Origin of the sequence: Actinophytocola algeriensis, assembly GCF_014203735.1 — a bacterium.
Taxonomy (GTDB): Bacteria; Actinomycetota; Actinomycetes; order Mycobacteriales; family Pseudonocardiaceae; genus Actinophytocola; species Actinophytocola algeriensis.
In genome coordinates this window covers 911,702-932,146 of the sequence record NZ_JACHJQ010000005.1, presented here as the reverse complement: position 1 = coordinate 932,146, position 20,445 = coordinate 911,702, and the positions used below count along the sequence as shown (strand labels likewise).

Below are 20,445 nucleotides of genomic sequence, written 5' to 3'. Positions count from 1 at the left end.
TCCACGGGACGCAGGTTTTCCCGAACCCGCTCATGATCCGATGTGGACGACCCGTCGGGAATCCACCCGACGGGCCTTAACGTTGCCAGATTCCCACGTGAACGGAGCAGCCGCTACCCGACGGACACGCTGCCGTCACCCTGCCGGACGCACGACACCTGCCTGTTGCCGGTTGTCGCAGCACCGGACAGGCACTGTCCGAGCACTCCGTAACCGTTCGCGTTGGGGTGCCACGACTCCTGGCACGTCTGGAAGTAGTCCACGCACGTGCCTGCGATCCGCTGGATGGCGATCTTGTCCTTGCCCGACAGACTCGTCACGAACGTCCCGCTCGGCCCGTCCATCAGCCGGATCGGCGTCGCCAGGGCGTTGTCCGGGCTGCCGTCCTGTTCGCACAGCCGCGCGCCGTTGAAGGCGCCCTGGACGTTGAGGTACACGAGGTCGTCGGCCGGGAACTCCGCCGACAGGGCCTGGTGCGCGGACTGGACGATCCGGCCCAGCGCCTGCGAGAACAGGTGCCCGGCCGCGAGGCTCGCCCGGTGGGCCGGGCAGCCCGCCGCGTACCGCTCGGCGCCGAGGTCGCGGAACTTGTCGCGGTCGTCGGCGCGGCCGTCCTCCTCGTGGTACCGCTGCGCGTAGTCCTGCGGCAGCGGGTTGGTGTAGTCCTGGAACACCACGCGGTGCTGTCCGTCGGCGTCCACCTGGTCCAAAGTGGTCAGCAGCGCCCGCAGCGCGTTCGTGGTCTCCGTGGTGGCCGCGGCCACCTCAGCGTCGGTCGCGAGGTCGCCGATGGTGCACGGCTCCTGCGGCGGGTCGCCGGCCCAGAACTCCCACCAGCCGGTCCACGCGTCGGCGATGAACCGGTTCGCGCACACGGAGGCGGCGTCACCGAACGTGAACGAGCTGTTGTTCGAGCCAAGCCCGACGAGCACGAGGTCGACGTCGTGGGTCTGCGCCACCCCGCGGAGCTGGTCGAGCTGGGCGGCGACCGTGCGGCCCTTCTCGCGGTTCGCCGACGGACTGGTGATGTCGTGCGGCTGGCCGCCGGAGCAGGCGAGGTTGAACCGGTCCTGGATGCCGGGCAGCGTCGCGCGGTGCAGCGACGCGTTCGGCGACCGGTGGCAGAAGTAGGCGTTGTTGTTGGCCGCCGACCACCCCGGGAACCCTTGCGAGACCCCGTTGACGTCGGTGACGGCGGAGTAGCCGCCGCCACCCTCGCCGGAGATGAAGCTGTCGCCGAGGGCGACGGCCGCGGTGGGCAGGGCAGTGGGAGCGGCAGCGGGTTCCGCCGCCGTCGCGGGCAGTGCGATCGCACCGGCCACCGCGACGGCGGCGCCTGCCGCCACCAGATAACGCTTGAGCAGGGACATCACGGCCTCCCGACCGGCCACGAACGTGAATAAGTTTCACGCGAATGAGACCACCAGGTGTGCCGCGCGTCAAGATCGCGTGTGCTTTAGCGCACCCGTTCGAGCACATGCTGTAGCGACGAGGGCCATCTGGCGGACTTTCTTCACGCAGAGGCGTGACAACGCGTGACAGAACTACAGCACACAGTGCACGGTGTAGGGCATGACCCAACCCAGGGTCGACGACCTATTACGCCGACTGCTCGTCCAGTGCGCGCCGGAACAGGCGGTCATGGCCGCCGACATCGCCTCCGGTTACCACTCCGGACTCGTGCTGACGGGTGCCAAGCCGCGCAACACGGTCCGGCACTTACTCCGCACCGGCTACGACGGACCGCTGCTGTGCGACGCGGGCCGTTACGCCGGTAACCATCCCCTCCGCGCGGGTGCCGGCCTGCGCAGGGCGTGGACAGCGGAACAGCACGACCTCGGCCTCGTCGCCCTCACCGATTCCGGATTCCTCGCCCCCGGCGACTGGCCGGGGCTGCACCGGCTCCTCGCCGACGCCCGCGGCCACCCGCCGCCACTGCTCGTCACGCTGCCCCTCGGCGCGGGCTGGTTCGCCGTGCCGGCGTGGATCGACCGGCTCGTCGCCACGCTGAACAGCGCGCGCCTGCCCGTCGCGATCGCGATCGTCGGCGACTCGTTCACGACCCGGTACGTCACGCGCGGCCTGGTCCGGCTCCTGACCGTCACTGTGCCGGTGATGCTGCTGCGGTCGGACATCGGCGCGCTCGGGGCGGTCTGCCACGGCGCGCACGCCGGCGCGCTGGCCACCACGTCGGGCCTGTTCGTGCCAGCGCTGCTGAGCCACCACCGGCCCGCCGTGCTCGCGCGGATCGTCGAGCGGACACCGGAGCTGGCGGACCGCTGGCCGTGCGCCTGCCCCGAGTGCGGCGGCGCCGTGCCGACCGACCTGTCCCCCGACGGGATCTACCGGCACTCGCTGCACGCCCAGCTGACACTCGGCGACCGGACCCTGTCCGCCCGGCACGACGTCGCGGCCATGACCAGGACGTGGCGAACGCGGTGCGACCAGGCACTGGCGTTGCACGAGAAGGTCGCCGAGCTCATGCCGCCGTGGCCGGTGCCGACCTCGCTGCGCTGGTGGCGGGACGCGCACCCGCCGCCCGTCGGCGCCACCGTCCCCCGCCAGAACACCTACGACCCGCGGCGCCGCCAACGGATCGACCGCCGCGCCTAGCCTCCCGAAGCGGGGATCCGGCGTGCTTCTCGGCGGCCGGCCGATGAGCACACCGATCTCCGCCTCGGGAACCTGGCAGGCACGAGACATGGGACGGGTCTGAGCGAGAGCGACGGGGTGCAACACTGTCGTCACCATGACTCTCACCGACCTGCTCCCCGAACGGACCGACTCCGGCGCCGATCCCGACGCCCTCTTCGACGCCTTCTCCACGTGGGCGGAGGGACGGGGCCTGTCGCTGTACCCGGCGCAGCAGGAGGCGATGATCGAGATCGTCTCCGGGGCGAACGTCATCCTGTCCACGCCCACCGGCTCGGGCAAGAGCATGGTCGCCACCGGCGCGCACTTCACCGCGATGGCGAACGGGCAGCGCAGCTTCTACACGGCGCCGATCAAGGCGCTCGTGTCGGAGAAGTTCTTCGCGCTGTGCGACATCTTCGGCGCGGAGAACGTCGGCATGATCACCGGCGACTCCAGCGTGAACGCGGCCGCGCCGATCATCTGCTGCACCGCGGAGATCCTCGCCAACATCGCGCTGCGCGAGGGTTCGGCCGCGGACGTCGGGTTCGTGATCATGGACGAGTTCCACTTCTACGCCGAGCCCGACCGCGGCTGGGCGTGGCAGATCCCGCTGCTGGAGCTCAACGACGCCCAGTTCCTGCTGATGTCCGCCACGCTCGGCGACGTCACCCGGTTCCAGGAGGACCTGACCCGCCGCACCGAGCGGCCGACCGCGGTCGTCACGTCGGTGGAGCGGCCGGTGCCGTTGTTCTACTCGTTCCGCCTCACGCCGCTGCACGAGACGATCGAGGAGCTGCTCGGCACCAACCAGGCCCCCATCTACGTCGTCCACTTCACGCAGGCCGCCGCGCTGGAGCGCGCGCAGTCGCTGATGAGCATCAACGTCTGCACCCGCGAGGAGAAGGACCGGATCGCGACGCTGATCGGCAACTTCCGGTTCACCGCGGGCTTCGGCAAGACGCTGTCGCGCCTGGTGCGCCACGGCATCGGCGTGCACCACGCCGGCATGCTGCCGAAGTACCGGCGGCTCGTCGAGCGGCTCGCGCAGGCGGGCCTGATGAAGATCGTGTGCGGCACCGACACGCTCGGCGTCGGCATCAACGTGCCGATCCGGACGGTCGTGTTCACCGCGCTGTCCAAGTACGACGGTCAGCGGGTGCGGCTGCTCAAGGCCCGCGAGTTCCACCAGATCGCGGGGCGGGCTGGCCGGGCGGGCTTCGACACGGTCGGCAACGTGATCGTGCAGGCGCCAGAGCACGTGATCGACAACGAGAAGGCGCTCGCCAAGGCCGGGGACGACCCGAAGAAGCGCCGCAAGGTGGTGAAGAAGAAGCCGCCGGAGGGGTCGATCGGCTGGGGTGAGCCGACGTTCCAGCGGCTCGTCGAGGCCGAGCCGGAGCCATTGACGTCGAGTTTCGCGGTCTCGCACTCCATGCTGCTCAACGTGATCGGCCGCCCCGGCGACGCGTTCACCGCCATGCGCAAGCTGCTGGAGGACAACCACGAGGACCGGCCTGCGCAGCGCCGCCACATCCGCCGCGCCATCGCGACCTTCCGGGCGCTGCTCTCCGCCGGTGTGGTCGAGCGGCTGTCCGAACCGGACGAGGCGGGCCGCTCGGTGCGGGTGACCGTGGACCTGCAGATGGACTTCGCGCTGAACCAGCCGCTGTCGCCGTTCGCGCTGGCCGCCATCGAGCTGCTCGACATGGAGTCGCCGTCCTACGCGCTGGACGTGCTGTCGGTCATCGAGTCCACCCTGGAGGACCCGCGCCAGATCCTGTCCGCGCAGGAGCACAAGGCGCGCGGCGAGGCAGTGCAGGCGATGAAGGCCGACGGGGTGGAGTACGAGGAGCGGATGACGCTGCTCGAGCACATCACCTACCCGAAGCCGCTCGCGGAGGAGCTGCTGAACGGGGCGTTCGAGACCTACCGGCGCGGCCACCCGTGGGTGTCGGACTACCACCTGCGGCCGAAGTCCGTCGCCCGCGACATGTTCGAGCGGTCCATGACCTTCGTCGAGTACGTGAGCTTCTACCAGCTGGCCCGCAGCGAGGGCATCGTGCTGCGCTACCTCGCCGACGCGTACAAGGCGCTGCGGCAGACGGTGCCGGACGAGGCCAAGACCGAGGAGCTGTCGGACCTCGTCGAGTGGCTCGGCGAGCTGGTGCGGCAGGTCGACTCCAGCCTGCTCGACGAGTGGGAGAAGCTGACCAACCCCGACGACGACGCCGTGTCCGCGGACGCCGACGAGCGGGTCCCGGCGGTGACGCGCAACGTGCGCGCGTTCCGGGTGCTGGTTCGCAACGCGCTCTTCCACCGGGTGCAGCTGGCGGCGGCCCGCCGCTACGCCGACCTCGGCGCACTCGACGGCGACGCCGGGTGGGACACCGAGGCGTGGATGGACGCGCTCGTGCCGTACTGGGACGAGCACGACGAGATCCGCACCGGCCCCGACGCCCGAGGCCCGAAGTTCCTGATGATCACCGAACACGAGGACAGGTGGGAGGTCAGGCAGATCTTCGACGACCCGGCGGGCGACGGCGACTGGGGCATCGTCGCGGAGGTCGACCTGGCCGACTCGGACGAGATCGGCGCCGCGGCGGTGAAGGTCCTGGACGCGGGCCAGCTCTAGACCCGAAAGCACCGAAGGCGCGAAACCCGCGAGCGCCGGGGAGGGACCGCAAGCCCCCACACCACGCCCGAGGCACGCTCCGCGACGACGTGGCCCCGGAGGACGTGGGGACCGGCCTGGTCGGGATCTTCCTCGTCACCACCGGCCCGGACCAGGCGACGCGGCTGATCGAACTGCTGACGGACGCCCTGCGCCGGTCATGACCGATCGGCCCACCCGACCGGCGTCGCGCCGACGGGCTCGAACCGGATGTCCCGGTCGTCGGACTGGACGAGGCAGACCATGCGGTGGCCGTGGAGCAGGCCGACCCGCGCGTTGTCGGCGACGATGTCGAGGATGATCTGGGCGGCGCGGCGGTCCCGGGCGGCGAAGGTGTCGTAGCCGGTCAGCACGAGGACGGTGCCCGCGGACTCGCGGTCGGCGCCGTAGGAGAAGGCGGCGACGTCACGCATGCAGTCGTTGAACGCGTCGAGGTTCCCGCCGAAGTGGTCGGGGAAATCCAGCTCCTCCCGCACGGCGGCGGCGAAGTCGGCCCGGGTGGCCCAGGCACGCGCGTCGAGCCGGTGGACGAGGTAGCCGAGGCCGACGAGCGTCGTGACCGCCTCGTCGAGCACCTCCTGACGGTGGTACAGCGTCACCGGACCGTTCTTGAGCAGGTCGAAGTCCGCGCCGGAAGGTGCCACGTGATCAGCGTAGTCACTCCAGCAGCATGCGCACCCGCTCGTCCGGGACCTGCGTGAAGTCGTCGTACCACTGCCCCACCGCCGCGAACCGCCTCGGCCTGGACGGGCACACGACCTCGTCGGCGAGCGGCGCCAGTGCCGCCAGCGAGTCCGGCGGCGCGACGGGCACCGCCAGCACGATGTGCGTGACCCCGAGGTCCCGCAGCACCCGCAACGCGGCGACCACGGTGGCGCCGGTGGCGATCCCGTCGTCTACGAGGATCACCGTGCGGCCGCGCAGGTCCGGCCGCGTCCCCGGCCGCAGGATGTCCGCCCGGCGCCGCACTTCGGCCCGCTCCCGCTCGATTTGGTCGGCGAGGTCGTCCCAGGACAGCCCCAGGTCCCGCAGCACGGCGTCGTTCCGGACGGTCACCCCGTCCTCCCCGATCGCGCCGACGGCCAGCTCCTCCCGGTCCGGCGCACCGATCTTCCGCACGAGGACGACGTCCAGCTGTGCCCCCAGGGCGGCCGCGACCTCCGCCGCGACCGGCACTCCCCCACGTGGCAGCCCGACGACGACGGGGTCGGCGGCGCGAAGGTGCTTCAGGCGCGCGGCGAGCACCCGTCCCGCGTCGGCGCGGTCTCGGAAGCGCATGCCATCAAGTGTCGCCCCTGTCGCCGTCCCGCGCCCAGCGCGGTTTTCTGGCCTCGATCAGGAAGCGGGTGGTGTGCGCGACGAACGGGCCATCGGCCGTGATCTTCTCGTGCAGGTCCCGCAGCCGGGGGCGGTAGGCGTCGACGGTGAAGCCGGGCACCATCCAGATCACCTTGCGGAGGAAGTAGACGACCGCGCCGATGTCGAGGAACTCCGTGCGCAGCCGAGCCGTGCGCAGGTCCACCACCTCGAGACCGGCCGCCTCGGCCATCGCGCGGGCGGCCTGCGGGTTCCGGTCCGCCCACGGCTGGGGCCCCAGGAAGAACTCCACCAGCTCCGCGCCACTCCCCTGCCCCACCTCCTGCGACAGGTACGTGCCGCCCGGTGCGAGCACGCGCGCGATCTCGTCCCACCACGCCCGGACGGGGTGGCGGCTGACCACGAGGTCGAAGGTGTTGGCGCGCAACGGAAACGGCGGCTCACCGTCGTCGGCCACGACGTGGGCGCCACGCGGGAGGAGGTGGTCGGCGGCGCGGCGGCGGTTGGGTGGCCACGCCTCGACGGCGACGGTCGTCGGGGCGAGACGCGGTACCCCGGCGAGCACCTCGCCGCCACCGGTCTGGATGTCCAGCGCCACGGACGCCCTGGCCATGCGCTCGCCCATCAAGCGCTGGTACCCCCACGGCGGACGTTCCTCCGTCGCGCGGCCGTCCAGCCAGGAGAAATCCCAGCCGTCGACGGAGACGGCCGCCGCCTCGGCGACCAGATCCTCGAAACTCACCGGGCCGGCCCGTCCTCGGTCGTCAGTCCGACGCTCGTCGCCACGGGCGGAGTCTACGAACCACGCACGCGTGGCGATAATCCTTTACTGCTCCTCCGCCAGCCACTCGCCGACGAGGTACGACTCGATGGAGTCCGGGCGGCTCGCACCGAGGGCGCGGACCTCGGCGCGGGTGAACCAGCGCGCCTCGTCCAGTTCGTCGTGGTCCACGGCGAACTCGTCGGTCTCGGCGACCGCGCGGTACCCGACCATCAGCCCGGACGGGAACGGCCACGCCTGTGACGCCTGGTAGACGACCTCGCTGACCCGCACCCCGGCCTCCTCGGCCAGCTCGCGGCGCACCGCGTCCTCCAGGCTCTCCCCGATCTCCAGGAACCCGGCGAGCGTCGAGTACGCCGTCGCGCCGCGATGTCGCGCCAGCAGGCAGCGCCGCCGGTCCTGCGACGTCACCAGCATGATCACCGCGGGCTCGATGCGCGGGAAGTGCATCTTCCGGCAACCCTGGCAGCGCAGCACGTGACCCGCCTGCTCGGCCGCCGTCTCGCCGCCGCACGCACCGCAGAACCGCTGGTTGCGAGCCCAGTGCAGCATGCCGCGCGCGTAGGCGAGGGTGGCCGCCTCCTGCGGGTCGAGCCCCGTGAACAGGCCCCGGATGTCGACGGCCTCGTCCGCGTCCGCCTCGCCCACGGCCGCCGCTTCGTCCACATCGGACAGGTCCACCGCGAACACGGCGACCGCGCCCTCGCCGAGGAACACCGTCTCCCGCAGCGACGCGGTCAGGTTCACCGGCTCCCCGCCGGCCACGAGGCACCGGTCCCGCCAGAACGCCAGCACGCGCCCGGTCGTGGCGGCGGCGGCCAGCCAGTCCGGGTCCCCGCGACGACCCCGGTCGAGAGCGAGCCCGTTGTACGGCAGAGTGACGTTCTTCGGCACCCGTGCAACCCTAGATCCCATGGCGACAGACGATGCGAACTGTGCGGTGGCACACGGCGCCGAGCAGGCGCCACCCTGGACCCGCACGCTGGTGGCCGTGTTCGCGTCCCCCGTGGCGGACCTGCTCCTGCGGTACGGGCACGACCTCGGCTACCACACGGTCCTCGTGGAACCGGAACGCGGCCGCGTGACCAACGAGGAGGCGGGCACCACCACGGTGCTCACCCACTTCCCGGCGCTGGACGGCGACACCGACATCGTGGTGACCGACCACCACCGCGCCGAGCTGGGCCAACTGCTCGCGGATGCGCTGAAACTCCCCGTCCGCTGGGTCGGCGTGATGGGCAACCCGCGCCACCCCGGCCCGCACGTGGCCGCACTGCGCGAACTGGGCGTCGACGACACGGAGATCGCGCGCGTCCACCGCCCGATCGGCCTCAACATCGGCTCCCGCACCCCACCGGAGATCGCGATCGCCACCCTCGCGGGCCTGATCGCGGACCGGAACGCCAAACCGGGCGGCTTCGAGTTCTGATCCCGGCTGTTTCCCGCTCTGCGGCCTGCATGGTTGCCCGCTTCGCACGCACGAGGTAGCTTACTAAGCGCTTGCTTAGCTCGTTGTCGTAGCGTTCGAAGGAGAACCCGTGGCTCAGTCCCGTGTCGCGATCGTCACCGGTGCTGCTCGAGGGATCGGCGCCGCCGTCGCCAAGCGCCTCGCCAAGGACGGTTTCGCCGTCGGGGTCGTGGACCTCACCGAGGACAACTGCAAGGAGACCGTCGCCGCCATCACCGAGGCGGGTGGCACCGCGCTCGCCGTCGGGGCCGACGTGTCGAACGCCGAGCAGGTCGCCGCGGCGGTGAACAAGGTCGCCGACCGGCTGGGCGCACCGACCGTCCTCGTCAACAACGCGGGCATCCTGCGCGACAACCTGCTGTTCAAGATGTCCGAGGACGACTGGGACCTGGTCATGAACGTCCACCTGCGCGGCGCGTTCCTGATGTCGCGCGAGGTGCAGAAGCACCAGACCCAGGAGAACTACGGCCGCATCGTCAACCTCTCCAGCACCTCCGCCCTCGGCAACCGGGGCCAGGCCAACTACTCCGCCGCCAAGGCGGGCATGCAGGGCTTCACCAAGACCCTCGCGATCGAACTCGGCAAGTTCGGGATCACCGCGAACGCCATCGCGCCCGGGTTCATCGAGACCGACATGACCGCGGCCACCGCGGCGCGCGTCGGGGTCGACTTCGACCAGTTCAAGGAGGGCGCCGCGGCCGCGATCCCGGTCCGGCGCGTCGGCCAGCCCGAGGACGTCGCCGCCGTCGCGTCGTTCCTCGTCAGCGAGGAGGCCGGGTTCGTGTCCGGCCAGGTGATCTACGTGGCCGGCGGGCCACAGGACTGAGGCGGAAGACACATGCGCGTATTCGCCAACCTCGACGAGTTCGCCGCCGCCAAGGGCGAAGGGCTCGGCCACGGCGCGTGGCACACCGTCACCCAGGACCAGGTCGACCGGTTCGCCGACGCCACCGGCGACCACCAGTGGATCCACGTCGACGCCGAGAAGGCCGCACAGGGCCCCTTCGGCACCACCATCGCGCACGGCTACCTGACGCTGTCCCTGATCCCGTTCCTGGGCAGGGAGATCTACCGCGTCGACGGCATCACCATGGGCATCAACTACGGGCTCGGCAAGGTCCGCTTCCCGTCCGTGGTGCCCGTCGGGTCCCGCATCCGCGCGGGTGCCGAGCTGATCGACCTGACCGACCGGGCGCAGGGCACGCAGGCCACGCTGCGCTGGACCGTCGAGATCGAGGGCGGCGAGAAACCGGCCTGCGTCGCCGAGACGATCGTGGTGTACGTGCCATGAGCGGAGCTTGCGGAGCGAAAGATCGCACCTCACGGCCGCTCGGAGCCTGCGAGGAGCGGCCGTGAACGAAGCACAGCTGCGGGAGCTGACCCGCGAGTTCTTAGCCAAGAACGACCCCACCACCATGGACCGCCTCGAGTTCCTGCGTGCCAGGTTCGACGCGGGCCTCGCCTGGGTGCACTTCCCCACCGGGCTCGGCGGGCTCGACCTGCCGCGCGAGATGCAGTCCGTCGTGGACGAGGAGCTGGCAGGCACACCGGACAACGACCCGCGCCGCATCGGCATCGGGCTCGGCATGGCCGCCCCGACGATCCTCGCCTTCGGCACGGAGGAACAGAAGCAGCGCTACCTCCGTCCGCTGTGGACCGGCGAGGAGGTGTGGTGCCAGCTGTTCTCCGAGCCGGGCGCCGGTTCCGACCTCGCCGCCCTGGGCACCCGCGCGGTCCGCGACGGTGACGACTGGCTGATGACCGGGCAGAAGGTGTGGACGTCCAGCGCGCACACCGCCCGGTTCGCCATCCTCGTGGCACGCCACGACCCGGACCTGCCCAAGCACGCGGGCCTCACCTACTTCATCCTCGACATGACCGACCCCGGCGTGGACGTCCGGCCACTGCGCCAGATCACCGGCGAAGCCGAGTTCAACGAAGTGTTCATGGACAACGCGCGGGTGCCGGACGCCAACCGGCTCGGCGCGGTCGGCGAGGGCTGGAAGGTCGCGCAGACCACGCTCATGAACGAGCGCGTCGCGATCGGCAGCCGCCCGGCACCCCGCGACGGCGGCATGTCCGGCGTCGTCGCGGAGACCTGGCGGAACCACCCCGAGAACCACACCCCCGACCTGCACGACCGGCTGCTGGACCTGTGGACGCAGTCGGAAGCGTTGCGGCTGGCGGGAATCCGGCTCCGGCAGCAGCTCGCCGCAGGCGCCCCCGGCCCGGAGGGCTCCGCGATGAAGCTCGCGTTCGCGCGGCTGGCACAGGAGCTGACCGGCCTCGAGGTGGAACTGCTCGGCGACGACGGTCTCCGCTACGACGACTGGACACTGCGCCGCCCGGACAAGGTGGACTTCACAGGTCGCGAGGCGGGCTACCGCTACCTGCGGGCCAAGGGCAACTCGATCGAGGGCGGCACGTCGGAGGTGCTGCGCAACATCATCGCCGAGCGCGTGCTCGGACTCCCCGCCGAGCCGCGCACCGACACCAAGGTCGCCTGGAAGGACCTGCCGCGATGAACCTCCTCTACACCGACATCGAGGACGATCTCCGCGCGAGCGTCAAGGACCTGCTGACCGACCGCGCGAAGGCCGCCGACGTCATCGCGCGCACCGAGACCACCGAGCCCTACGACCTCGACCTGTGGCGCAGGCTCACCGAACTGGGGGCCGTGTCGCTGCACGTGCCCGAGGAACTCGGCGGGCAGGGCGCGTCCACCCGTGAGGTCGCGGTCGTCATGGAGGAGCTGGGCCGGTCCGTCGCACCGGTGCCGTTCCTCGGCAGCGCGGTCCTCGCGACCACGGCACTGCTGGGCTGCAAGCCGAGCGACGAGGTGCGCTCGCTGCTGGACGCGATCGGCTCCGGCGAACAGATCGCCACGCTCGCGATCTCCCTCGCCACGGCACCGGGTTCGACCGTGCCGGACGCGATCCGCTCCGACTCCGGGCTCTCCGGCCGGGTCCGCTCGGTCGCCGACGCACTGCCCGCGGACGTGCTGCTGGTACCCGCGCAGGGCGGAAGCGGACTCGAGCTGTACGCGGTTCCGGTCGCACAGCCCGGGGTCGAGGTCACTCCGGTCACCTCGCTCGACCTGACCCGCCCGGTTGCGGACGTCACGCTCGACCGCGCCACCGGCACACTGCTCGCGGGCCCGGAAGCCGCCGAGCCCGCGGTGGACGGTGCACTGTGGACAGCCGCGGGACTCCTCGCGTCCGAACAGCTGGGGATCGCGGAGTGGTGCCTCGCCACCACGGTCGCGTACCTCAAGGACCGGCACCAGTTCGGCCGCCCCGTCGGGTCGTTCCAGGCGCTGAAGCACCGGCTGGCCGACCTGTGGGGCGACCTGGTGCTGGCGCGCGCGGCGGCCCGCAACGCGGCGGACGAGCCGGGTCAGCTGTCGGCGAGCGTCGCGCAGGCGCTGTGCTCGACGGTGGCCCTGCACGCGGCGGAGGAGTGCGTCCAGCTGCACGGCGGCATCGGCATGACCTGGGAGCACCCGGCCCACCTGTACCTGAAGCGCGCGAAGGCCGACTCGATCGCGCTCGGCACCGCGGGACGCCACCGGCAGCTGCTGGCGCCACACGCGAACATCCCGGCGTGACGCGGAACGACGTGAGCCATTCGACACCGCCCGAGGACCTGTGGCCGGACGTGCGGCCGGACGCCGCACGCCGGCTGATGGCGGCCGCCGTCGAGTCGTTCGCGTCGCGTGGCTACCACGCCACGACGACACGCGACATCGCGACGGCGGCCGGCATGTCCCCGGCCGCGCTGTACGTGCACTTCCCTGCCAAGTCGGCCGTGCTGTTCGCGATCAGCCGCAGCGGCCACCAGCGCACCCTGGCGATGGTCGAGACCACCATCGCCGAACACACCGACCCGGTCGACACCATGCGCACCCTCGTTGAGCGGTTCGTGGCGTGGCACGCGCAGCGGCACGTGGTCGCCCGGGTGGTGCAACACGAGCTGGACGCCCTGCCCGCCGAGGAGTACCAGGTGGTCGTCGACCTGCGCCGACGCACCGAGAGCCTGGTCCGAGACGTCATCACACGCGGGGTCGAGTCGGGCGCGTTCACGGTGCCGGACGTCCGGACGGCCGCCCGCGCGGTGCTGTCACTGGGGATCGACGTGGCGCGCTGGTACTCCCCCACGAGCAAACCCGCGCCGACGGTGCTGGGCAAGCAGTACGCGGAGCTGGTGCTCAGCATGCTGGGCCACCACTGAGCTGGGGTCGCTGCCCTTCCCTTCGAGGCTGCTTTGTGCCGTTCTTCGTGATTCGCCACCGACGACCGCACTCGGCGTTCAAATCGGACATCTATATAGTTAATAATTCATTGTCATTGGCGCTGGAATCGGACGAGGGTGTGCCAGACCTCGGTGGCCGTGAGATCTTCTACAACAACGCCGACGCGAACGCCCTCCTGGCGGACGCCCTCCGAAAGAGCAGCCGACCTGATGACCACCGCTCCCAAGCGCCGTCTCCCCACGAGCCCGACGGCCACCCTCGACGAACTGCTCCAGTCCCTCAGCGAACTCCCCGACCTCGACCCGGTGGAGCGGGCCCGCGCCTGCAAGAAACTGATAGAGGTCACCAAGGCCGTGCTCTCCTACGAGCGCAGGCACGCGCTCCTGCAGGCCAACACCACCGGTCCGGAACCCATCGGCGCCACCGAGCTCGCCCGCAGGCTGGGTGTGGCCCGCAGCCGGGTCACCGACGCGATCGCGCTCGCCCGCTCCGAGAACGCCTGATCGGTACCGCCCGGGCTACACGAGCCGGACGGTCACTCCCTCGGCCTCGAAGGCGGCCACGACCTCCTCGGGTGCCGCGTCGTCGGTGATCAGTGTGTCGATCGCCGACGCGGGGCAGATGCGGGCGAACGCGTGCCCGCCGAGCTTGGAGCTGTCCGCGGTCACCACGACGCGGCGGGCGCGTTCGGCCATCAGCCGGTTGATGCTCGCCTCGCCCTCGTGGTGGGCGTACGCGCCGTGCACCGGGTCGACCGCGTCCACGCCGAGGAACACCAGGTCCATCGTGATCTCGTCGAGGATCCGCGTGGCGAGCGGACCCGACAGCTCGAACGACGCCTGGCGGGCGACGCCGCCCGTCACGACGATCTTCACGTGCGGGCGCACCGCCAGCTCGCTCGCGATGTTCAGCGCGTTCGTCACGACGGTGAGGGTCGGTTCGTCGGCGCCGTTCAGCTCCGGCAGCACCGCGAGCGCACGCGCGACCTCCGTGGTCGTCGTGCCGCCGTTGAGGCCCACGACGCTCCCCCGCGCCACCATGGCGGCGGCGCCGCGGCCGATGCGTTCCTTCTCCGAGGCGTGCCGGGCCGTCTTGTACCGCAGCGGCAGGTCGTAGGCAACGTTGTTGGCGACCGCACCACCGCGGGTGCGGGTGAGCAACTGCTGGTCGGCGAGGTGGTCGAGGTCCCGGCGGATCGTCGCGGCGGACACCGTCAGCTCCCCGGCGAGGTCGTCGACGTCGACCTTGCCGCGCTGCCCGAGCAGGTCCAGCAGGGTGCTCAGCCGTTCGTAACGATCCACGTGATGCAATGTAAACCCCCGACTACCTGGGAAGGCGGTGGCATGGACCGGCTCGTCGCGGCCATCGACATCGGCGGCACGTCGATCAAGTCGGCCCTCGTGGCCGAGGACCTGCACGTGGTGCACACCCTGCGTACCCCGACCCGGCGCCTGGGCGGCGACCCACGCGGGTCCGTCGACGTCGCGCAGATCGTCGAGCTGATCGACGAGCTGCGCGGGAAGGCGGGGGACGCGACCGTCGTCGGTGTCGGCGTCGCCGCGCCGGGGATCATCGACGAGCGGCTCGGCATCGCGCGGGCCGCGGTCAACCTCGGCTGGCGCGACCTGCCGCTGCGTGACCGGCTCACCGAGGCGGCGGGCATCCCCGTCGCGCTCGGGCACGACGTGCGGACCGGTGGGCTCGCCGAGTTCACCGTCGGCGCGGCGACCGGCGTGCGGAACGCCATGTTCATGCCGATCGGCACCGGCATCGCCGCCGCCGTCCTGGTCGACGGGCACCGGCTCGACGCGGACGGGTACGCGGGCGAGATCGGCCACATCGTCGTCGACCCCGGCGGGCAGGTGTGCGGGTGCGGCACCCTCGGCTGCCTGGAGACCGTCGCGTCGGCCGCGTTCATCGCCCGCAACTACAGCGAGCGCAGCGGGAAGACCGTCGACCGCGCCGCCGACGTGGCCGCCGCGGTCATGGCCGGTGAGCCGGACGCGGTCGCGGTGTGGGCGCGGGCCGTCGACGGCCTGGCCGACGCGCTGATGACCGCGACCACGTTGCTGGCGCCCGAGATCGTCGCGATCGGCGGCGGGCTCTCCGAGTCCGGCGACACGCTGATGACGCCCCTGCGGGAGGCACTCGAGGGACGGCTCGCGTTCCAGCGGATGCCGACGCTCGTCCGCGCGAAGCTCGGCGACAACGCGGGCTGCATCGGCGCGGGCATCCTCGCGTGGCAGGCGGCGGCATGAGCGGGGCGAACGATCGCACACAGGATCGACGTCCCGGAGCCCGCGAGGGGGCGCCGATCCTGACGGTCACGCTGAACGCCGCGCTCGACGTCACCTACCAGGTGCCCGCGCTGCGGCTCGGGCACACCCACCGGCCCACCGCGGTGGACGTCCGCGCAGGCGGCAAGGGCGTCAACGTCTCCCGCGTCCTGCACGCACTCGGCCACGAGACCATGGTCACCGGGCTGGTCGGTGGCGATACCGGCACCGCGATCCGCGCCGACGTGCTCCTCGCGGGCCTGCGGGAAGCGCTGTTCGACATGGCGAGCCCGTCCCGGCGCACCGTCACGATCGTGTCGGACGGCACCGCCACCGCGGTGAACGAGCCGGGCCCCCGGGTGTCCATTTCGGACTGGGCGGACTTCGTCGGCGGCTACCACGCGCTCGCGGCCCGCGCGTCGGCCGTCGTGCTGTCCGGCAGCCTGCCACCCGGTCTGCCCGACGACGCGTACGCGCAGCTGATCCGCGCCACCTCGACGCCGGTCATCCTCGACACGTCCGGGCCGCCACTGCTCGCGGGGATCGCGGCGCGGCCGTCGGTGGTGACGCCGAACGTCCACGAGCTGACCGCGGCGACCGGGCTCGACGACCCGGCCGCCGCGGCACGGGCGCTGCTCGACCGGGGTGCGCACGCGGTCGTCGCCACGCTCGGCCCCGACGGTCTGGTCGCCGTGACCCACGAGGGTTCCTGGCGGGTGCGCGTGCCGGAGGAGCTGCACGGGAACCCGACCGGCGCGGGTGACGCGTGCGTCGCCGCGCTCGCCGCCGGGCAGGCGCTGGAGTGGCCGCACCGGCTCGCGGAGGCGGTGGCGGTCTCGGCCGCCGCGGTCCCCTGCCCGCTCGCGGGCGACATCGACCCCGACACCTACGCGCGGCTGCGGCCCGCCATCACCGTGGAGGCACTGGATGCTCACGCCGACCGCTGACATCGTCGCGGCCGCACGCGCGGCGGGCCGGGGCGTCGGCGCGTTCAACGTGATCCAGCTCGAGCACGCCGAGGCGCTCGTCGCGGGCGCGGAGAAGGCAGGCGCGCCGGTCGTGCTGCAGATCAGCGAGAACGCCGTGAAGTACCACGGTGCGCTGGAACCCATCGCCCAGGCCACACTGGCGGTCGCACGGGCGTCGACGACGCCGGTCGCCGTGCACCTCGACCACGCCACCGACGTCGGGCTGGTGCGGCACGCGGTGCTGCTCGGGTTCGGCTCGGTCATGTACGACGCGTCCGTGATGTCCTATGTGGACAACGTGGCGGCGACGACCGAGGTGGTGCGGCACTGCCACGAGCGCGGCGTGTACGTCGAGGCGGAGCTGGGCGAGGTCGGCGGCAAGGACGGGGTGCACGCCCCCGGCGCGCGGACCGATCCCGACGAGGCGGCCGCGTACGTGGCGTCGACCGGCGTCGACGCGCTGGCCGTCGCGGTCGGCACCTCGCACGCCATGCTCACCCGCGACGCGACCGTCGACTTCGGACTGATCGAGCGGCTGCGCGCGACCGTGCCGGTGCCGCTCGTGCTGCACGGCTCGTCCGGTGTCGCCGACGACGACCTGCGCCGCGCCGTCGAGGCCGGGATGACGAAGGTCAACATCGCCACACAGCTGAACAAGGCGTTCACGGCGGCGGTCCGTGCGCACCTGGAGGCGAACCCGGCCGCGGTGGACACGCGGAAGTACCTCGGCGCGGGCCGGGACGCCGTGGCGACCGAGGTGGCGCGACTGCTGGCGGTCCTCGGCGCTTGACAGTCTATATGCCCATCGGTCTATATTCCTCGCATGACATCAACGTTCGAGGTGCTGGCCGAGCCGCGCCGCCGGGAGATCCTCGACCTCCTGCGTGACGGCGAACGGCTCGTCGGCGACCTGGTCGACCGGCTGGCACTGACACAGCCGACGGTGTCCAAGCACCTGAAGGTGCTGCGGGGCGCGGGCCTGGTCGAGGTCCGCACGGACGCGCAGCGCCGCTGGTACCGGCTGCGCCCCGCACCGCTCGCGGAGATCGACGCGTGGCTCGCACCGTACCGTCGCATGTGGACAGACAGCCTGGACGCCCTCGAACGTCACCTGGACACGATGGAAGGCGACTCATGAGCGACGCCACCTTGCACACGGTCAACGGGGAACCGACGTTGCGGTTCGAGCGACGGCTGCGGCACTCCCCCGCGAAGGTCTGGCGGGCCGTCACCGAGCCGGCCGAGCTGGCGCACTGGTTCCCGGCGGCCGTCGAGGCCGAGCTGCGGCCCGGCGCGCCGATGCGGTTCACGTTCCCCGACGAGGCCCCGGTCGACAACGACTGGGAGGGTGAGGTGCTCGAGGTCGACGAACCCCGGGTCTTCATGTTCCGCTGGGACACCGACGTGGTGCGGATCGAGCTGATCCCCGACGGCGACGGCTGCCGTCTGGTGTTCACGCAGACGATCGGCGGCGGGCGCACCGGGCTCCTCGGCGCAGGCCGGACCGCGGCGGGCTGGGACGACTGCCTCGACGCCCTGCTCGCGCGGCTCGACGGGACGCCGGTCGCGCAACGCTCCGACTGGTTGTCCCCGATGGAGCACTACATCGGGGAGTTCGGGCTCGGCGAGGGCACCGCCACCCGCACCGACGACGGCTGGGAGCTGCGGTTCGCCCGCGACCTGGTGTGGAAGCCGCCCGCCGACGTGTGGAAGGTGATGACCGACGGGCAGGTCGGCGAGACGCCGCCCGTCCAGACCACCAACGACATCGTGCCCCCGGGCCGGGTGCTCCGGTCCGAGGCGCCGGCAGTGCTGGAGTACGAGTGGCTCCACGACGGCACACCCGCGGGCACCGTCCGGTGGGAGCTGTGCTCCGAGCCGAAGGTGGGGGAACGGGTCGAGTTGACGCAGACCGTGCCCGCGCACCTCGGCGCGGAGGTGCCGAAGGCGATGGCCGCCTGGCACCTGCAGATGGAGCTGTTCTTCGCCGCCACCATGGGCGACGTGCGCTGCGCGTGGTCGGCCGAGCGGATCGCCGAGCTGACCAGGCACTACGCGGGCGCGACCAGGCCGTCGTCCTGACCCGCGCGCCGCAGCGCGTCGGCGACGAAACCGTTCGCCTTCAGCTCGTCGATGACCTCGGACAGGTAGGCGACCGTCTCGGGCCTGCGTGACCTGGTGGTGCCCAGCGCCTGGCGGATCTCCATGAACCGGGGCTCCAGCAGGCGCAGGTCCGGGTGCTCCGCGACGTAGGCGGTCATGGGCTGCCGGACGTTGGCGGCCACCTCGAGGCCCTGGTCCCGGAACACGGCGATCCCGTCCTCGCCGCGCACGAGCGTGGCGTGCCGGAGCGTGCGGGTGAGGTAGAGGTCGTAGGCCGACCCGTGGTTCACCCCGACCCGCACGCCCGGCCGGTCCACCTCGTCCTGGCTGGTGATCGACGAGTCCGCCCGCACCGCGTACACGCCCTCGATCAGCACGTACGGCGCGGTGAACGCCACCTGCTCCGCCCGCTTCCGCTCGATGGCGAGGAAGCAGATGTCGGCGAGCCCGCTCGTCATCGCCTCGAACGACTTGCGGGCGGCGTCGAACGCCACCAGCTCCACCGGCACGCCGAGACGGGCGCCGAGTTCGCGGGCGATGTCGACGGTCACGCCGGCAGGCGCGTCCAGGGTGCCCTGCGCCAGCACGGGGTTGCCCAGGTTGATCGACGCACGCAGGACGCCCGTCGGCGCCAGGTCCTCGGTGATCACCGGAGCAGCATCGCAACGGAGATATTCACTCCGCAAGCTCAGCTCATACCCGCGTTCACGGCCTCCCGCCACAGCCCCAGCCCCTCGTCGATCTGGTCGGCGTTCACCACGAGCGGCGGGATCATCCGCACGACGTTGCCTGCCGCACCGCAGGTCAGGAGCAGCAGACCGGCGGCGGACGCCGCCTGCTGGACCCGGGCCGCGGCAGCGGGGTCGGGGTTGCCGTCCTTGTCCACGAACTCGTTGCCGAGCATCAGGCCGAGGCCACGCACGTCGCCGATGGCGGACACGTCCGCCGCGACCTTCGCGAGGCCCTCGCGCAGCCGCGCCCCCTGCGTCGCCGCGTTCTCGACGAGCCCCTCGGACTGGACGACGTCGAGCGTGGCGAGCGCGGCGGCACACGCGACGGCGTTGCCGCCGTAGGTGCCACCCTGCGAACCCGGCCACGCCTTGGCCATCAGGTCCCTGGAGGCGGCGATGGCCGACAGCGGGAAGCCGCTGGCCAGGCCCTTCGCGGTGATCAGCACGTCGGAGCCGACGTCGAAGTGGTCGTGGCCCCAGAACCGGCCGGTGCGCCCGAACCCGGTCTGGACCTCGTCGACGACGAGCAGGATGCCGTGCCGGTCGGCGCGCTCGCGCAGGCCGCGCATGAACGCGCTGTTCGCGGGCACGTACCCGCCCTCGCCGAGCACCGGCTCGACGAAGAACGCGGCGGTCTCGGCGGGCGAGGTCAGCGTCTGCAGCGTGTAGTCCAGCTCGCGCAGCGCGAACCTCGTCGCCTCCTCCTCGCTCCAGCCGTAGCGGAACGCGGTCGGGAACGGCGAGACCACCACACCGCCCATGAGCGGCGCGAACCCGGCGCGGAACTTGGTCGCCGAGGTCGTCATCGTGGCGGCGCCGATCGTGCGGCCGTGGAACGAGCCGTGGAAGACCACGACGTTCGGCCGGCCCGTGGCGTGCCGGGTCAGGCGCAGCGCCGCCTCCACCGCCTCGCTGCCCGAGTTCACGTAGAACAGCGAGTCCAGGCCCTCCGGCAGCACCTCGGACAGCCGCTCCGAAAGCGTCAGCAGCGGCCGGTGCATGACGGTCGTGTACTGGCCGTGGATCAGCTTCCCGGCCTGCTCGCGGACGGCCTCGACCACACGCGGATGGCAGTGCCCGGTGCTGGTCACGCCGATACCGGCCGTGAAGTCCAGATAACGGCGCCCGTCCTCGCCGTAGAGGTACACGCCCTCGCCGCGCTCGGCGAGCACCGGCGTCGCCTGCTTGAGGATCGGGGACAACTCAGCCATCAGCACACCCCTCCTTGTGGATTGTCGACAATC

22 protein-coding genes are annotated in these 20,445 nt (G+C 71.7%); 14 read left to right on the top strand and 8 right to left on the bottom strand.

Annotated features, from left to right (window positions below; all coding sequences use genetic code 11):
* Positions 1–113 precede the first annotated feature (113 nt).
* Positions 114–1,370 carry an SGNH/GDSL hydrolase family protein gene (locus FHR82_RS27055; protein WP_184813274.1) on the bottom strand — a complete coding sequence of 419 codons (1,257 nt, stop codon included), beginning with the start codon at positions 1,368–1,370 and terminating at the stop codon, positions 114–116.
* 202 nt (positions 1,371–1,572) lie between these two features.
* On the opposite strand from FHR82_RS27055, the gene FHR82_RS27050 reads away from it, so the two are divergent.
* Complete coding sequence (locus tag FHR82_RS27050) at positions 1,573–2,613, top strand: hypothetical protein (protein ID WP_184813273.1); 1,041 nt, start codon at positions 1,573–1,575, stop codon at positions 2,611–2,613.
* Positions 2,614–2,749: 136 nt separating this feature from the next.
* Positions 2,750–5,266: a DEAD/DEAH box helicase gene (locus FHR82_RS27045; protein WP_184813272.1), complete on the top strand. Its 2,517-nt coding sequence runs from the start codon at positions 2,750–2,752 to the stop codon at positions 5,264–5,266.
* Positions 5,267–5,463: 197 nt separating this feature from the next.
* Here FHR82_RS27045 and FHR82_RS27040 read toward each other — a convergent pair whose 3' ends face one another.
* The 4 genes from FHR82_RS27040 to nudC all read right to left on the bottom strand — a co-directional run bounded on the left by FHR82_RS27040 (position 5,464) and on the right by nudC (position 8,297).
* Positions 5,464–5,949, bottom strand: coding sequence for a barstar family protein (locus tag FHR82_RS27040; protein ID WP_221464255.1), 486 nt, complete (start codon positions 5,947–5,949; stop codon positions 5,464–5,466).
* Between the two features lie 13 nt (positions 5,950–5,962).
* Complete coding sequence (locus FHR82_RS27035) at positions 5,963–6,583, bottom strand: phosphoribosyltransferase (RefSeq protein WP_184813271.1); 621 nt, start codon at positions 6,581–6,583, stop codon at positions 5,963–5,965.
* A gap of 4 nt (positions 6,584–6,587) precedes the next feature.
* On the bottom strand, positions 6,588–7,364 hold the full coding sequence (locus FHR82_RS27030) for a class I SAM-dependent methyltransferase (RefSeq protein ID WP_184813270.1): 777 nt from the start codon (positions 7,362–7,364) through the stop codon (positions 6,588–6,590).
* Positions 7,365–7,448: 84 nt separating this feature from the next.
* Positions 7,449–8,297 (bottom strand): NAD(+) diphosphatase, encoded by an 849-nt coding sequence (gene nudC / locus FHR82_RS27025; RefSeq protein WP_221464254.1) that lies wholly within the window; start codon positions 8,295–8,297, stop codon positions 7,449–7,451.
* A gap of 19 nt (positions 8,298–8,316) precedes the next feature.
* Between nudC and FHR82_RS27020 the strand changes: the two genes are divergently transcribed.
* The 7 genes from FHR82_RS27020 (at position 8,317) to FHR82_RS26990 (ending at position 13,626) form a co-directional block, all read left to right on the top strand.
* The gene (locus FHR82_RS27020) at positions 8,317–8,832 is read left to right on the top strand and encodes an XdhC family protein (protein ID WP_184813268.1); all 516 of its coding nucleotides are present in this window, start codon (positions 8,317–8,319) and stop codon (positions 8,830–8,832) included.
* 109 nt (positions 8,833–8,941) lie between these two features.
* Positions 8,942–9,697 carry a 3-oxoacyl-ACP reductase FabG gene (gene fabG / locus FHR82_RS27015; protein ID WP_184813267.1) on the top strand — a complete coding sequence of 252 codons (756 nt, stop codon included), beginning with the start codon at positions 8,942–8,944 and terminating at the stop codon, positions 9,695–9,697.
* 12 nt (positions 9,698–9,709) lie between these two features.
* Complete coding sequence (locus FHR82_RS27010) at positions 9,710–10,162, top strand: MaoC family dehydratase (protein WP_184813266.1); 453 nt, start codon at positions 9,710–9,712, stop codon at positions 10,160–10,162.
* A 61-nt stretch (positions 10,163–10,223) separates the two neighbouring features.
* Positions 10,224–11,396, top strand: a complete 1,173-nt coding sequence (locus FHR82_RS27005) for an acyl-CoA dehydrogenase family protein (RefSeq protein WP_184813265.1) — start codon at positions 10,224–10,226, stop codon at positions 11,394–11,396.
* On the top strand, positions 11,393–12,478 hold the full coding sequence (locus FHR82_RS27000) for an acyl-CoA dehydrogenase family protein (protein WP_184813264.1): 1,086 nt from the start codon (positions 11,393–11,395) through the stop codon (positions 12,476–12,478). The genes FHR82_RS27005 and FHR82_RS27000 overlap by 4 nt, the downstream gene beginning before the upstream one ends.
* A gap of 77 nt (positions 12,479–12,555) precedes the next feature.
* Positions 12,556–13,101 (top strand): TetR/AcrR family transcriptional regulator, encoded by a 546-nt coding sequence (locus FHR82_RS26995; protein WP_184813403.1) that lies wholly within the window; start codon positions 12,556–12,558, stop codon positions 13,099–13,101.
* Between the two features lie 231 nt (positions 13,102–13,332).
* A complete protein-coding gene (locus tag FHR82_RS26990) occupies positions 13,333–13,626 on the top strand; it encodes a hypothetical protein (RefSeq protein ID WP_184813263.1) in 294 nt (97 codons plus the stop codon).
* Positions 13,627–13,641: 15 nt separating this feature from the next.
* On the opposite strand, the gene FHR82_RS26985 is transcribed toward FHR82_RS26990, so the two are convergent.
* Positions 13,642–14,424, bottom strand: coding sequence for a DeoR/GlpR family DNA-binding transcription regulator (locus FHR82_RS26985; RefSeq protein ID WP_184813262.1), 783 nt, complete (start codon positions 14,422–14,424; stop codon positions 13,642–13,644).
* Positions 14,425–14,466: 42 nt separating this feature from the next.
* Here FHR82_RS26985 and FHR82_RS26980 point away from each other — a divergent pair, with 42 nt between their 5' ends.
* Genes FHR82_RS26980 through FHR82_RS26960 form a run of 5 tightly spaced genes read left to right on the top strand, consistent with a single transcriptional unit; the run spans position 14,467 to position 18,449 of the window.
* The gene (locus FHR82_RS26980) at positions 14,467–15,381 is read left to right on the top strand and encodes an ROK family protein (protein ID WP_184813261.1); all 915 of its coding nucleotides are present in this window, start codon (positions 14,467–14,469) and stop codon (positions 15,379–15,381) included.
* On the top strand, positions 15,378–16,346 hold the full coding sequence (locus FHR82_RS26975; RefSeq protein ID WP_184813260.1) for a 1-phosphofructokinase family hexose kinase: 969 nt from the start codon (positions 15,378–15,380) through the stop codon (positions 16,344–16,346). Before FHR82_RS26980 ends, FHR82_RS26975 begins: the two co-directional genes overlap by 4 nt.
* Complete coding sequence (locus FHR82_RS26970) at positions 16,327–17,157, top strand: class II fructose-bisphosphate aldolase (protein ID WP_184813259.1); 831 nt, start codon at positions 16,327–16,329, stop codon at positions 17,155–17,157. Before FHR82_RS26975 ends, FHR82_RS26970 begins: the two co-directional genes overlap by 20 nt.
* 33 nt (positions 17,158–17,190) lie before the next feature.
* On the top strand, positions 17,191–17,505 hold the full coding sequence (locus FHR82_RS26965; protein WP_184813258.1) for an ArsR/SmtB family transcription factor: 315 nt from the start codon (positions 17,191–17,193) through the stop codon (positions 17,503–17,505).
* Positions 17,502–18,449: an SRPBCC family protein gene (locus FHR82_RS26960; RefSeq protein WP_184813257.1), complete on the top strand. Its 948-nt coding sequence runs from the start codon at positions 17,502–17,504 to the stop codon at positions 18,447–18,449. The genes FHR82_RS26965 and FHR82_RS26960 overlap by 4 nt, the downstream gene beginning before the upstream one ends.
* Here the strand turns inward: FHR82_RS26960 and FHR82_RS26955 are convergent.
* The gene (locus FHR82_RS26955; protein ID WP_184813256.1) at positions 18,419–19,120 is read right to left on the bottom strand and encodes a transporter substrate-binding domain-containing protein; all 702 of its coding nucleotides are present in this window, start codon (positions 19,118–19,120) and stop codon (positions 18,419–18,421) included. The genes FHR82_RS26960 and FHR82_RS26955 overlap by 31 nt on opposite strands.
* A gap of 38 nt (positions 19,121–19,158) precedes the next feature.
* Positions 19,159–20,412 (bottom strand): aspartate aminotransferase family protein, encoded by a 1,254-nt coding sequence (locus FHR82_RS26950; protein WP_184813255.1) that lies wholly within the window; start codon positions 20,410–20,412, stop codon positions 19,159–19,161.
* Positions 20,413–20,445 lie beyond the last annotated feature (33 nt).

Excerpts from the sequence above, each read along its gene's own strand:
- FHR82_RS26960 (WP_184813257.1), top strand. The coding sequence starts at position 17,502 with ATGAGCGACGCCACCTTGCACACGGTCAACGGGGAACCGACGTTGCGG.
- FHR82_RS26970 (WP_184813259.1), top strand. The coding sequence starts at position 16,327 with ATGCTCACGCCGACCGCTGACATCGTCGCGGCCGCACGCGCGGCGGGC.
- FHR82_RS26990 (WP_184813263.1), top strand. The coding sequence starts at position 13,333 with ATGACCACCGCTCCCAAGCGCCGTCTCCCCACGAGCCCGACGGCCACC.
- FHR82_RS26965 (WP_184813258.1), top strand. The coding sequence starts at position 17,191 with ATGACATCAACGTTCGAGGTGCTGGCCGAGCCGCGCCGCCGGGAGATC.
- FHR82_RS27010 (WP_184813266.1), top strand. The coding sequence starts at position 9,710 with ATGCGCGTATTCGCCAACCTCGACGAGTTCGCCGCCGCCAAGGGCGAA.
- FHR82_RS27045 (WP_184813272.1), top strand. The coding sequence starts at position 2,750 with ATGACTCTCACCGACCTGCTCCCCGAACGGACCGACTCCGGCGCCGAT.
- FHR82_RS26995 (WP_184813403.1), top strand. The coding sequence starts at position 12,556 with ATGGCGGCCGCCGTCGAGTCGTTCGCGTCGCGTGGCTACCACGCCACG.
- FHR82_RS26975 (WP_184813260.1), top strand. The coding sequence starts at position 15,378 with ATGAGCGGGGCGAACGATCGCACACAGGATCGACGTCCCGGAGCCCGC.
- FHR82_RS27050 (WP_184813273.1), top strand. The coding sequence starts at position 1,573 with ATGACCCAACCCAGGGTCGACGACCTATTACGCCGACTGCTCGTCCAG.
- FHR82_RS27000 (WP_184813264.1), top strand. The coding sequence starts at position 11,393 with ATGAACCTCCTCTACACCGACATCGAGGACGATCTCCGCGCGAGCGTC.
- FHR82_RS27035 (WP_184813271.1), bottom strand. The coding sequence starts at position 6,583 with ATGCGCTTCCGAGACCGCGCCGACGCGGGACGGGTGCTCGCCGCGCGC.
- FHR82_RS27055 (WP_184813274.1), bottom strand. The coding sequence starts at position 1,370 with ATGTCCCTGCTCAAGCGTTATCTGGTGGCGGCAGGCGCCGCCGTCGCG.
- FHR82_RS26950 (WP_184813255.1), bottom strand. The coding sequence starts at position 20,412 with ATGGCTGAGTTGTCCCCGATCCTCAAGCAGGCGACGCCGGTGCTCGCC.
- FHR82_RS27020 (WP_184813268.1), top strand. The coding sequence starts at position 8,317 with ATGGCGACAGACGATGCGAACTGTGCGGTGGCACACGGCGCCGAGCAG.
- FHR82_RS26980 (WP_184813261.1), top strand. The coding sequence starts at position 14,467 with ATGGACCGGCTCGTCGCGGCCATCGACATCGGCGGCACGTCGATCAAG.